This window comes from Streptomyces sp. NPDC050806 (genome assembly GCF_055586425.1).
This window is the reverse complement of record NZ_JBVJIF010000001.1, coordinates 704,333-717,007: the sequence shown is the minus strand read 5'-3', so window position 1 is coordinate 717,007 and position 12,675 is coordinate 704,333. Positions and strand designations below refer to the sequence as shown.

Annotated in this window: 9 protein-coding genes; 4 read left to right on the top strand and 5 right to left on the bottom strand. The window is 74.9% G+C overall.

All coding sequences use genetic code 11. The features are described 5' to 3' along the window. The first annotated feature begins 15 nt into the window (after positions 1-15). On the top strand, positions 16-1,728 hold the full coding sequence (locus tag ACZ6WH_RS03225) for a DUF885 domain-containing protein (RefSeq protein ID WP_469725578.1): 1,713 nt from the start codon (positions 16-18) through the stop codon (positions 1,726-1,728). A 106-nt stretch (positions 1,729-1,834) separates the two neighbouring features. Then, positions 1,835-3,046 (top strand): GNAT family N-acetyltransferase, encoded by a 1,212-nt coding sequence (locus ACZ6WH_RS03220; RefSeq protein ID WP_469725576.1) that lies wholly within the window; start codon positions 1,835-1,837, stop codon positions 3,044-3,046. On the opposite strand, the gene ACZ6WH_RS03215 is transcribed toward ACZ6WH_RS03220, so the two are convergent. Beyond that, positions 3,018-3,887 (bottom strand): SDR family oxidoreductase, encoded by an 870-nt coding sequence (locus tag ACZ6WH_RS03215; RefSeq protein WP_469725574.1) that lies wholly within the window; start codon positions 3,885-3,887, stop codon positions 3,018-3,020. The genes ACZ6WH_RS03220 and ACZ6WH_RS03215 overlap by 29 nt on opposite strands. A gap of 107 nt (positions 3,888-3,994) precedes the next feature. On the opposite strand from ACZ6WH_RS03215, the gene ACZ6WH_RS03210 reads away from it, so the two are divergent. Both ACZ6WH_RS03210 and ACZ6WH_RS03205 read left to right on the top strand, forming a co-directional pair. Beyond that, the gene (locus tag ACZ6WH_RS03210; protein ID WP_469725572.1) at positions 3,995-4,651 is read left to right on the top strand and encodes a CatB-related O-acetyltransferase; all 657 of its coding nucleotides are present in this window, start codon (positions 3,995-3,997) and stop codon (positions 4,649-4,651) included. Between the two features lie 59 nt (positions 4,652-4,710). Beyond that, entirely contained in the window at positions 4,711-5,166 is a 456-nt protein-coding gene (locus ACZ6WH_RS03205) for an Lrp/AsnC family transcriptional regulator (protein ID WP_432849926.1), read from the top strand. A 24-nt stretch (positions 5,167-5,190) separates the two neighbouring features. On the opposite strand, the gene ACZ6WH_RS03200 is transcribed toward ACZ6WH_RS03205, so the two are convergent. The 4 genes from ACZ6WH_RS03200 to ACZ6WH_RS03185 form a co-directional block, all read right to left on the bottom strand. After that, entirely contained in the window at positions 5,191-8,292 is a 3,102-nt protein-coding gene (locus ACZ6WH_RS03200) for an AAA family ATPase (RefSeq protein WP_469725570.1), read from the bottom strand. After that, a complete protein-coding gene (locus tag ACZ6WH_RS03195; protein ID WP_469725568.1) occupies positions 8,289-9,452 on the bottom strand; it encodes an exonuclease SbcCD subunit D in 1,164 nt (387 codons plus the stop codon). The genes ACZ6WH_RS03200 and ACZ6WH_RS03195 overlap by 4 nt, the downstream gene beginning before the upstream one ends. Positions 9,453-9,607: 155 nt before the next feature. Then, positions 9,608-11,017 carry a serine/threonine-protein kinase gene (locus ACZ6WH_RS03190; protein WP_469725566.1) on the bottom strand — a complete coding sequence of 470 codons (1,410 nt, stop codon included), beginning with the start codon at positions 11,015-11,017 and terminating at the stop codon, positions 9,608-9,610. A gap of 70 nt (positions 11,018-11,087) precedes the next feature. Continuing rightward, positions 11,088-12,575, bottom strand: coding sequence for an FAD-binding oxidoreductase (locus ACZ6WH_RS03185; RefSeq protein WP_469726245.1), 1,488 nt, complete (start codon positions 12,573-12,575; stop codon positions 11,088-11,090). Positions 12,576-12,675 lie beyond the last annotated feature (100 nt).

The following is a 12,675-nucleotide window of genomic DNA, read 5'->3' as shown; positions in this document are numbered from 1 at the left end:
TACCAGGATGGGCCCATGTCCGAACCCAACGCTTCCACCGGTCGCGCCGGCTCCGAAGCCGAGCCGCTGCCCCGCCGGGTCGCCGACGAGTACGTCGACGCCCTCATCGCCCTCGACCCCATCACCGGCACGTTCCTCGGCGTACCGGAGAGCTCCGGCAAGCTGCCCGACTTCTCCCCCACCGGGCAGGAGGCGCTGGCCCAGCTGGCCCGCACCACGCTCGACCGGCTGGCCGCCGCCGAGGCCCGGCCGGGCGCCGACAGCGACAACGAGCGGCGCTGCGCCCGGCTGCTGCGCGAGCGGCTCACCGCCGAGCTCGCCGTGCACGAGTCCGGTGAGGGCCTGCGGGCGGTCAGCAACCTCAGCTCGCCGCTGCACTCCGTACGCCAGGTCTTCACCATCATGCCGACCGGGACGGACGAGGACTGGGCGGCCGTCGAGCAGCGGCTGCGCGCCGTGCCCGCCGCCCTGGAGGGGTACCGGGCCGCACTCGGCGAGGGCCTGCGGCGCGGGCTGCCGGCCGGGCCGCGGCAGGTGCGGACGGTGCTCGGACAGCTCGCCGAGTGGATCGGTGACGACGGCGGCTGGTTCGCGGACTTCGCCGCCGCCGGGCCGGAGAGCCGGCGCAAGGAGCTGGACGAGGCGGCCCGGTTCGCCACCGCCGCGCTGAGCGAGCTGCGCGACTGGCTGCGCGACACCTACGCGCCGGCCGTCGAGGGCTCCCCCGACGTGGTGGGCCGCGAGCGGTACGCCCGCATGGCCCGCTACTACAACGGCAGCGACCTCGACCTCGACGAGGCGTACGCGTACGGCTGGTCCGAGTTCCACCGGCTGCTCGCCGAGATGGAGAAGGAGGCCGCCAAGGTCCTGCCGGGCGCGAAGACCCCCTGGGAGGCGCTGGCCTGGCTCGACGAGCACGGCGAGAAGATCGAGGGCGTCGACGAGGCCCAGCGGTGGCTCCAGTCGCTGATGGACGAGGCCATCGAGACGCTGGACGGCACCCACTTCGAACTGGCCGAGCGGGTCAAGCGTGTCGAGTCGCGGATCGCGCCCGCCGGCTCCGCCGCCGCGCCGTACTACACCGGCCCCTCGCTGGACTTCTCCCGCCCGGGCCGCACCTGGCTGCCGACCATGGGCGAGACCAGCTTCCCGGTGTACGACCTGGTCTCCACCTGGTACCACGAGGGCGTGCCGGGCCACCACCTCCAGCTCGCGCAGTGGGCGCACGTCGCCGACCAGCTCTCCCGATACCAGACCACGGTCGGCATGGTCAGCGCGAACGCCGAGGGCTGGGCGCTGTACGCCGAGCGGCTGATGGACGAGCTGGGCTACCTCACCAACGCGGAACGCCGGCTGGGGTACCTCGACGCGCAGATGATGCGCGCGGTCCGCGTGATCATCGACATCGGCATGCACCTGGAGCTGGAGATCCCGGAGGACTCGCCGTTCCACCCGGGCGAGCGCTGGACACCGGAGCTGGCGCAGGAGTTCATGGACGCGCACTGCGGCCGGCCGTCCGACTTCGTGGAGAGCGAGATCATCCGGTACCAGGGCATGGCCGGCCAGGCGATCGGCTACAAGCTCGGCGAGCGCGCCTGGCTGAACGGCCGCGCGGCCGCCCGCCGCCGCCACGGCGACGCCTTCGACCCCAAGAAGTGGCACATGGCGGCCCTCTCCCAGGGGTCCCTCGGCCTCGACGACCTCGAAAGCGAGCTGTCGGCGCTGTAGACCGCACGAGGACAGAGGGGCGGCGGCCCGACCGGGCGCCGCCCCTCATCCCCCGCCGGAGTAAATCCGTGGCGGCCGGGGCCGGTGGTCCGTAGGGTCCGTGCCCATGACCCTCCTCTTCCTGCTTCCCGGCGATCCGTCGCGGCCCGGACAACCGGCTCCGGATTTCGACCGGGAGGCGCGCGCCGCCCGCGCGGCGGGGGCACAGGTCGCCGTCACCGACGACGAAGCGCTGCGGGTGGGCGACGCGGCGCAGGCCGTCGCCGGTGTGCCCGCCGGGCCCGGACCCGCCTGGTACCGCGGCCGGCCGCTGACCGGCGACCGCTACACCGCGCTGGCTGCGGCGCTCGCGGACCGGGACCGCACGCTGCTCACCGCCCCGGGGCAGTACCTCGCCGCCCCTCAAAGCCCGGCGGACGGCACCCCGTCGGCCGCCGCCGCGGTGCGGGTGTGGTGGGTGGACGGAGTGCCGGTGGTGACGACCGCGCACCCGGACGCGACGGCCGACGCGGCGCCCCTCCCCGCCGCCCTGCCGGCCGAACCGACCACGCTGGTACGCCGCTCGGGGAACCGCTTCGTCACGGCCGACCTCGCGCCCGGGACTGCCGGGGCGTGGCGGACGCTCGCCGTGGGCGACGGGCAGACCGGCGACCTCGGCCCGGCCACGGACTCGGAGACTGCACGGCTGTTCGAGGCGCTGACCGCCGCCGGGTCCGGCTTCCCGCTCGCGCTCACGGCCGGCCGGCTGACGCTGCGGGCGCTGCCGCCGACCGAGTGCGCCCGGCTCGCGGACGGCGGCACGGCCGGGCTGCGCTGGGTGGACGGCCAGCCGCCGGAGGGCACGGTGGAAGGCGCCGGAATCATGGTGCAACTCGCGGCGGCCGGGCTCTACCGGCCCGGCTGGGGCACCTACGCCATCACCCGCGCCGAGGACGGCGTGGCGCTGGGCGGCATCGGCTTCCACGGTCCGCCCGACGAGACCGGCACGGCCGAGCTGGGGTACGACCTGTCCCCCTCGGCCCGCGGCGCCGGCTGGGCGACGGACGCGGTGCGGCTGCTCGCCTCGTGGGCGTGGTCCCGCCCCGAGGTCCGCACGCTGCGGGCCGCCACGGAACCGGCGAACCTGCCCTCGCAGCGTGTGCTGGAGCGGTCCGGCTTCGTGCGCACGGGCGAGGAGGCGGAGATGCAGGTATTTGAATACGGGGGGAACGGGAGCGGTGCTGCGGCCGGTACGGCGGAAGCGGTCGGGGACACGGCCGATGACGGCGGGGCACGGGAGGCGCGACCGCTCAGTGCCGGAAACCGCCCTCCGAGTTGATGACCTCGCCCGTGATCCAGCCCGCCTCGTCCGTGGCGAGCCAGGCGATGAGCCGGGCCGGATCGTCGGGCGCGCCCCACGCCCCGCCGGGGAAGCGTCCGGCGACCCACTCGCGCAGCTCCCCGACCGCGTAACCGGTGTCGACCGGGCCGGGGTTGACGGTGTTGACCGTGACGCCGAGCGGCGCGAAGGCGGTGGCGAGCGTCCGGGTCGCCGAGGCCAGCGCGCCCTTGGCCAGGCCGTAGGCCACCTCCCCCGGCATGCCGCCGCCCTGGTCCTGGCCGGACGTCATCATCACGAGACGGCCGCCGGGGTGCTCGGGGATGCGATGCCGGGCGAACGCCTGCGCCAGCAGGACCACCGACCGCACATCGGTCGCCCAGTGCGCGTCCAGCACGGCCGCGTCAATGGTGTCGAGGGTGCCGTCGCTGCCGTTGAGCGCGTGGTTGGCGACGAGGACGTCCAGGCGGCCGCCGAGCGCGCCCGCGGCTGTGGCGAGAAGGCGGGCCGGTGCATCGGGGCCGGCGAGGTCGGCCGGGCCGTGCGCCACCACCGCGCCGGGCACGGCCACCTCCCGTACGCCCGCCGCGACCGCCTCGGGTCCGCCCGGGTCGGCGCCCCACGGCTGCCGTGCGTCGTGCGGGACGTGGTGGTGCAGGTACACACTCGCACCGTAGGCGGCCAGCCGGCGGGCGACGGCGTAGCCGATGCCGCCGCGCCGGCTGGCTCCGGTGACCAGTGCCGTGCGTCCGCGCAGCGGGTACGGCTCCCGGCGCAGCGCGTCGGCGGACGGGGAGGGTTCGGGTGCGTCGGCGGACCGGTCGAGGTCGTGAGTGGTCATGGCCGACCACCCTGGCCGCCGTGCTGACCGTTGTCACCCCGTTTTCCCCACCCATGACCCATCGTCAGGCCCGGCCTGACGACGCACCAGCAGAAAGAGGCCCACTCATGCCCCAGCTCCTGCCCGCCGATCCGACCGTGCTGCACCCGGTACCCGGCCAGCCGCGCGTCGTGCTGCTCAAGCCGCTGGTCACCTCGCCCCTGATCGAGGTGGGCGAATTCTCCTACTACGACGATCCCGAGGACCCGACCGCGTTCGAGAACCGCAACGTGCTGTACCACTACGGGCCCGAGCGGCTGGTCATCGGGAAGTTCTGCGCGCTGGGTGAGTGCGTGCGGTTCCTGATGAACGGTGCCAACCACCGTATGGACGGCCCCTCCACCTTCCCCTTCCCCATCATGGGCGGCTCGTGGGCCGACCACTTCGACCTGATCAGCGGCCTGCCGGGGCGCGGGGACACCGTGATCGGGAACGACGTGTGGTTCGGCTACCGCTCGACGGTGATGCCCGGCGTCCGCATCGGCCACGGCGCGGTCGTCGCCTCGGGTTCGGTGGTCGTGGACGACGTGCCCGACTACGGCATCGTGGGCGGCAACCCGGCCCGCCTCCTCCGTCTCCGGTACGACGAGGCGGACATCGCCCGCCTGCTGGACCTCGCCTGGTGGGACTGGCCGCTGGACCATCTCACCCGGCACCTCCGCACGGTCATGTCCGGGACGGTGGCCGAGCTGGCGGCGGCAGCCCCGGAACGGAAGGAGCTCTGAACCGAAATTCCCCGGTGAAACCATTGATCCACCGGGGATTCCACTGCTAGACAGCGGTCATGACAGGTTCTCCCCCATACTCCCCCGATGCCACCGACTGGCGGATACTGCGTGCCCTCCAGGAGGACGGGCGCGCGGGGTACGCCGTGCTGGCGCGGGCGGTGAACATGTCCGCCAGTGCCGTCACCGAGCGGGTGCGGCGGCTGGAGGAGGCCGGGGTGATTCGCGGATACGCGGCCGTGGTGGATCCCGAGCGGGTCGGGCTGCCGGTGCTGGCCTTCGTACGGCTGCGGTATCCGAACGGCAACGACGAGCCGTTCCACGACCTCCTGGACACCACCCCGGAGATCCTGGAGGCGCACCACGTCACCGGCGACGACTGCTTCATCATCAAGGTCGCGGCGCGGTCGATGCGGCATCTGGAGGAGGTGGCGGGGCGGATCGGCGCGCTGGGCGCAGTGACGACCAATGTCGTGTACTCCTCCCCGCTCGCCGGCCGCCCCGTCAGCCCCTGAGGCCCCGCGTCGGTGCCACCGGTGTCAGCCGGTGGCACCGGCGACGCGGAGCCGCACGGACGAACCCGACCGGTTCTTGAGGACCTCCAGCTGGGCCGGGATGCGCCGGCGCAGGTCGGCGACGTGGCTGACGATGCCGACGCTGCGGTCCCGTTCGCGGAGTGAGTCCAGTACGTCCAGGACCTCGTCGAGGGTCTGTTCGTCGAGGCTGCCGAAGCCCTCGTCGATGAAGAGGGTGTCCAGGCGGGTGCCGCCGGCCTCGTCCGTAACCACATCGGCGAGGCCCAGCGCCAGCGAGAGCGAGGCGAAGAACGTCTCGCCCCCGGAGAGGCCCGCGGTGTCGCGCTCCTGCCCGGTCCACGCGTCGACGACATGCAGGCCGAGCCCGGAACGGCGGGCGCCGCCGGCCCGTTCGTCGGAGTGCACAAGGGTGTAGCGGCCCGCCGACATCCGCGTCAGGCGGGCACTGGCAGCGGCCGCGACCTGTTCGAGGCGGGCGGCGAGCACGTAGGACTCCAGACGCATCTTGCGTTCGTTGTCCGCCGAGGTGCCAGCGGTGAGGGAGGCGAGCCGGGCCACGCGGTCGTACTCCTCGCGCAGCGGGGCCAGTTCGCGGGCGTCGGACTCGGCACGGGCCGACAGCCGGTCCAGCTCGGCGCAGCGCTCGTGTGCCGTGGCGCGGTCGGTGGCGGCCTCACGCAGCCGGCGGGCCGCGGTCTCCGAGACGGCGCGGGCCCGGTCGGTGTCGGCGGGCGGCAGGGCCGCGGCGTCGGCGACGCGCGGGTCGGCCAGCTCGGCCGCGACCGCGGTCTCCTCGGCCTGCCAGGCGTCCAGTTGCCCCTGGACATGCCGCCAGTCGTCGTCGCCGAGCATGGCGGCCGCGGCATCCCGCGGGGTGTTGAAGCCGGCCTTGTACGCGGCGTCGGCCAGGGCCGCGTCGGCCTCCTTCAGGCGTTCGGCGGCGGTCTCGGCGGCCCGTACCGCGGTGACCGCCTCCGCGAGCAGCGCGACCTGCCGCTCCAGGCGGTGGGCACGGTCGGCGACGCTCGCGCTGTCCCCGCGCGCCCGGCGCAGCCCCTCGGCCAGGGCCTGCTCCTCGCGGTCCAGCGCGTCGCGCCGGGAGTCACGCGCCGCGGTGCGCTGCTGCGCTGCCTGCTGCTCGGCCCGGCGCTGCTCGTACTCGCGCTCGGCCCGCGCGAGGGCTTCGCGCGCGGCGTGCAGCCCGGCGCCGGTGGCGTGCGCCTCGGTGTACTCCGTACGCAGCTCCGCCAGTTCCCGGGCGAGGTCGGCGACCGGTGCGTCTCCGGCGCCCGCGGTCGCGGCGGCCAGCTCCTCCTTGACGGTCCCCCGCGTCTGCTCGGCCCGGTCGCGGGCGGTCACGGCGCGCTCGTAGTCGGCGAACGCGGCCTCCTCCCGCTCGCGGTCCACATGGCCGGCCGTCGTGCGGGCGGGGGCCGGGTGGCCGGTCGCACCGCAGACGGCGCACGGCTCGCCGTCCTTGAGGTCCTTGGCGAGCTCGGCGGCGATGCCGTGCAGCCGGGCCTCCTTGAGCTTCAGCCACTCCTCGTGCGCCTGGTTCGCCGCCTCCTGCGCGCGGAGCACCGCCCGATCGGCGTCGGCCAGTTCGGCGGTGGCGCGGTCGCGGCGGCGGGCGGCGGCCAGCCGGGTCTCGGCGGGTTCGACGCGGGCACCGAGCTGTTCGGCGCGGGCCGCCGCTTCCTGGGCGGTGTCGATGCGGTGCTGGTGGGCGGCGCGAGTGGCATCCCAGCCGGCCAGCCAGTCCGCGGCGTCCAGGAGCGTCTGCTCGTCGTCGCGGGCCTCGCGCTCCAGGGCGGTGCGTTCGGCGGCGATGTCGGCGGCCCGCCGCTCGTCGCGGCGGGCCGCGTCCAGGGAGCCCAGTTCGCCTCTGAGGTGGTGTTCGAGGTCCGACAGCTGGTCGCCGCCGGCGTCCACCAGGTCGGGGCGCAGCAGCCCGCGGCAGCGGTGCTCGGTGGCGTGCGCGGTCTCGTGATCGCGCCAGGCGGCGTCGCGCAGCGCGAGGCCGGGGGCGACGCGCTGGGCCTTGCGTGCGCGGTCCAGCCGCTGCCGGGCCCGGTCGCGGTCGCCGGCCTGCGCGTCGAGGGCTTCGGCCCGGCGGCGGGCCTCGGCGTGGCGCTGCTGGAGCCGGGCGCGTTCGAGGGTGTCCTCCAGTGCGCGGGCGGCGTCGTCGGCGGCGCCCTCGGCGGTGGCGGCCGCCGCCGCGGCGATCTCCAGTCGTTCGCGGGCTCCGGACCTGGCGACCGCCGCCCAGGCCAGCACGGTGGCGGCGAAGCCGGGCTCGCCGGGCGCGGGCGTGGTGCCCGTACGGCCCGCGGCCTTCTTCGTACGGGTACGGGGGCCCTTGCCGGTGCCGGTGGCGGGCTCCTCCGCCCGGCCCGGCGCCGGTACGGAGCCGTCGGTGAGGTCCGGGGTGTCGCCGGCCGCCTGTGCCATCCGGTGGGCGAGCGCGAGGAGCCGGTCGTCGGCGGCGGTGACCCGGTCGGCGGCCGCCTTGCGTACTGCCGCGAGCCGTTCCTCCAGCGCGGCGAACCGGCGGGTGTCGAAGAGCCGCCCGAGCAGCTTGGCGCGGGCCTCGGCGTCAGCGCGCAGGAACTTCGCGAACTCGCCCTGCGGCAACAGGACGACCTGGCAGAACTGCTCCTTGCTCATGCCGAGGAGCTGCTGGATCTCCTCGCCGATCTCCTGGTGGGAACGGCTGAGCGCCTTCCACTCCCCCGCCACCGGGTCGTACTCGCGCAGCGCGCTGTACGCCTTCTCCATCGTCGTGCCCGTGCCGCGCTTCTTCGGGCGGGGCTGTTCGGGCCGTCGGGTGATCTCCAGCCGGCGGCCGCCGACGGTGAGGTCCAGGACGACCTGGGTGGCCGTGCCGGACGGGGCGAGCGCGCTGCGCAGGGACGGGCCGCCGGGGCGGGCGCCGGGGACGGAGCCGTACAGCGCGAAGCAGACCGCGTCCAGGACGGAGGTCTTGCCGGCGCCGGTCGGGCCGTGCAGCAGGAAGATCCCGGCACCGGAGAGGGCGTCGAAGTCGACGGTCTGGGCGCCGCCGAACGGGCCGAAGGCGGCGAGCGTCAGCTTGTGCAGTTTCACGCCGACTCCTTGGCCGCTTCGTCCGTCCGTACCTCGTCGATCGCGGCGCGCAGCACCGACCGCTCGGCGGCGTCGGCGGCCCGGCCCGGCCGCACGTGGGCCACGAAGTCCTCGGCGATCTCCTGGTCGGAACGGCCGCGCAGCCGCTGCGCGTAGGAGACCCCGGAGCCGCCGTCGCGCGCTTCGGGCTCGAAGGCGAGGGCGAGGATGTGCGGGAAGCGCTCGGCGAGCCGGGCCATCGGCTCGTGCGGGCGCGCCGTGTCGGTGAGGGTCGCCTCGACCCAGGACTCCTCGTGCCGGGCGAGGTCCGGGTCGGCCAGCAGGTCTTCCAGCCGGCCGCGGAGCCGGGCGAGCGGCCGCGGCACGGGGCACGGCAGGCGCTGGGCGTCCGGCGCGCCGTCCGGGCCCAGGTCGACGAGCCACATCGACTTGCGGTGGTGGACCTCGGAGAAGGAGTACGCGAGCGGGGAGCCGGAGTACCGCACCCGGTCGGTGATCTGCTGGCAGCCGTGCAGATGGCCCAGGGCCGCGTAGTCCACGCCGTCGAAGACCTCGGCCGGTACGGAGGCGACGCCGCCGATGGTGATGTCGCGCTCGCTGTCGCTGGAGGCGCCGCCGGTGACGAAGGCGTGGGCGAGGACGACGGAGCGGGTGCCCGCGGGGCGCTCCGCGAGGTCGGCCCGTACCCGGTCCATGGCCGCGCGCAGCACCTGGGTGTGGCGGGCCTTCTCGGCGCCGAGCGTGTCGCGGACCAGCGCCGGTTCGAGGTACGGCAGACCGTAGAAGGCCACGTCGCCGTGGTCGTCGGCGAGCACGACGGGCGTGCCGCAGCCGGCCGGGTCGGTGCGCAGGTGGATGCCGGCCTTCGCCATCAGACGGGCGCCGACGCCGAGCCGGCGCGCGGAGTCGTGGTTGCCGGAGATCATGACGGTGGGCACGCCGAGTTCGGCGAGGCGGTGCAGCGCGTCGTCGAACAGCTCGACGGCGGCCAGCGGCGGCACGGCACGGTCGTACACGTCACCCGCGACGACCACGGCGTCGACCTCGTGGCTCCGGACGGTCTCGATGAGGTGGTCGAGGAAGGCACGCTGGTGGTCGAGCATGTTCACGCGGTGGAACGAGCGGCCCAGATGCCAGTCGGAGGTGTGCAAGATTCTCAACAGACGGCTCCGACCTGCATGTTTCTCTTCCTCCCCGTGATGCGCCCGTGTCCGGCCCGCGGCCGGTGGTCAACGGCAGGCACCACGCTAGCGCCCCCGGACCCCCGGTTCCCCACGGACCTCGGTTTTCGCCGCACGGACCGGCCGCCGGGCGGCTAGCGGCCTTCGCGTCTCCGGCGTCGGAGGACGGCCCTGCGGATCAGGAAGCCGGCCAGGACGAACGGGGCGAACAGCGCGACGAAGAACAGCGGTTCCCGCATCGTCCGGCTGATGAACGGCGTGAGCACGAGCAGCAGCAGGATGCCGGCGACGAGCACGCGGTTCGACAGCTGCTTCCGCGCGGGCGGGCCCGCGGCCGGCCCGGCTCCGCTCATGGCGGCCGGGGCCCGGTCCGGCGGCGGCGCCTGCGCGGGCAGCGGCGCCGGAACGGAGTGCGGGGCCTGCACGGCGCCCGGTGGCTGCGTACCCGCCGGTGGCTGCACGGAGACCGGCTGCTGGGCGCCGGACAGCGGCTGCGCGCCGACCGGGGACGGGGCGGAGGGCGGCCCGAAGGAGGCGGGAGGGGCGAAGGCGGCAGGCCGGCCGGTCGGGGACATGGTCGGCGGCGGGCCGAACCCGGGCGCCCCGGCTCCCGGCGCGTGCTGCGTCGCGGTCGGGCCGTCGGCCAGCCTGCGCAGCGTCCGCTCACGGGCGGCCAGCTCCTCGGCCAGCTCGGCGGGAACCACCTGCTGCCACTGGTGCCCGCCGGCGCCGATCCGTTCCAGCCACTCGCTCAGCGCTTCCGCCGTCGGCCGCTGCTCCGCCTCCTTGACCAGGCAGGACGCCAGCAGCGGCCGCAGCGCCTCGGGGACGCCGCCGAGGTCGGGTTCCTCGTGGACGATGCGGTACAGCAGCACGGGCGCCGAGGCGTTCTCCGCGGGCCGGGCGAAGGGGCCGCGTCCGGTCGCGGCGTGGGCCAGGACGGCGGCCAGCGAGAACACGTCGGCGGGCAGGGAGGTCCCGGTTCCGGTGGCCTGCTCGGGTGCCAGGAAGCCGGGTGAACCGATCATGCCGCCGGTGTGGGTGTGCCGGGAGTCGTCGGCGGCGCGGGCGATACCGAAGTCGATCAGCCGCGGATGGTCGCCCGCCAGCAGGACGTTGCCGGGCTTGACGTCCCGGTGCGCGAGGCCGGTGTTGTGCACCTCGCGGAGCGCTCCGCACAGTTCGACGGCCAGGGCCAGCAGGGCCGGTTCGGGGAGCGGGCCCGCCTGCTCGACCCAGTCGCCGAGCGACGGCGCCGGTACGTACTCGGTGGCCAGCCACTGGGGCCGCTGCCCGGCGGTGCTGTGGTCGACGACGGCGACGGACCACGGGGAACGGACCCGGTCGCTGTTGCGGATCTCCCGGTCGAAGCGGGCTTCGAAGCCCAGCTCGGCGCCGAGGTCGGAGCGGACCGTCTTCAGCGCCAGTGGCCGGCCGGACGCCGTGCGGGACAAGTACACCTGCCCCATGCCGCCCGCGCCGAGTCTGGCCAGCAGCGGATAGCCGCCCAGAGCCGGCGGATCCGCGGGTTCGAGACCGTGCATGGAAGTGTTTCGTCCCCCTCGTCCCTCTTGTACGGAGCTGCCCGGCGAACTGCCGTGGATCAACGGATGATCAGCAGCGTAGAGGGCACCCACCGTACGCGGGCAGGCGGGACCGTGCCCACGTACGGCGGAGGCGGCCGCCCCGGCGTGCGGCGCGGCTCAGCCGGCGGTCTCCCCGCGCTGGGGCGCGACCTTGCCGGGGGTTCTCGGGCACGACCTTGCCGGGGTTGAGGATGCCCTGCGGGTCCAGCGCCGCCTTGATCGCATGGTGCATGTCGATGACGGGCGCGGGCAGCTCCTGGGCGAGGCCGTCGCGCTTGAGGAGGCCGACGCCGTGCTCGCCGGTGACCGTGCCGCCGAGGGCGATGGCATCCGCGATGATCTCGTGGAAGGCGGCCTGGGCGCGCTCCCTCGCCGCGAGGTCGCCGGGCGGGGTGATGAGCAGGGGGTGGAGGTTGCCGTCCCCGGCGTGCGCGATGTTGGCGATGAGGGTGTCGTGGCGCGTGGCGGCGCGTTCGATGCGGGCGAGCATCTCGGGCACGGCGGCCTTGGGGACGCAGACGTCCTCGGTCAGAACCGGGCCCAGGCGCTCCAGCGCCGGATAGGCCAGCCGCCGGGCGTCGAACAGCGCGTCGGCCTCCTCCTGGTCGGTGGACTGCACGGCCCAGGTGGCACCCGCCTCCTCGAAGCAGGCCAGCATGCGTGCCGCCTCCTGCTCCCCGGCCGGGCCCGGCGCGTCCGTACGGCCGAGCAGGACCACGTCCGCGTCGACGGACAGGCCCATGTTCTTCCACTTGTCGACGGCGGCCAGGCAGTGCCGGTCGATCAGCTCCAGCGCCGAGGGCGTGAGCCCGGCGGCGCCGACAGCGGCGACGGCGCGGCCCGCGTCCACGACCGAGGAGAAGTATCCGGCGACCGTGCGCTCCGGCTCGCGCAGGGGCCGCAGCCGTACGGTGATCTCGGTGATCACGCCGAGCGTGCCCTCGGAGCCGACCATCAGCCCGGCGAGGTCGTATCCGGCGACGCCCTTGGCGGTGCGCCGGCCCAGCCGGACCAGTTCGCCGGTGCCGGTGACGACCTGGAGGCCGAGGACGTAGTCCCGGGTGACGCCGTACTTCACGCAGCACAGGCCGCCGGCGTTGGTGGCGACGTTGCCGCCGATGGTCGACCAGGGGGCGCTGGCCGGGTCCGGCGGGTACCAGAGACCGTGCTCGGCGCAGGCGGCCCGCAGGTCGTCGTTGACGACACCGGGGCCCACGACGGCGAGCCGCTCCACGGGGTCGATCTCGTGGATCGCGTTCATGTGCTCGGTGGAGAGCACGACGCACCCCTCGACGGCGTTGGCGCCGCCGGAGAGGCCGGTGCCGGCGCCACGCGTGACGAGCGGGACGCCGTGCCGCAGACAGGCCCGGACCACCGTGCGCACTTCCTCCGCGGTGCGCGGCCGGACGACGGCGCAGGGGCTGCCGTGCGGGGCCCACTCGGCCTCGTCGTGGACGAACCCCGCGGCGACCTCCGGGTCCTCGACCAGCCGTCCGTCCGGCAGTTCCTGCCGCAGCTCATCGATCAGCACGCGCGACCACCCGCCCCTTCTTCGAACATGTCTGCCATCTCCGCACGGTATCCACGCCCCGGGGACCGATGATCACCGCCCCTCG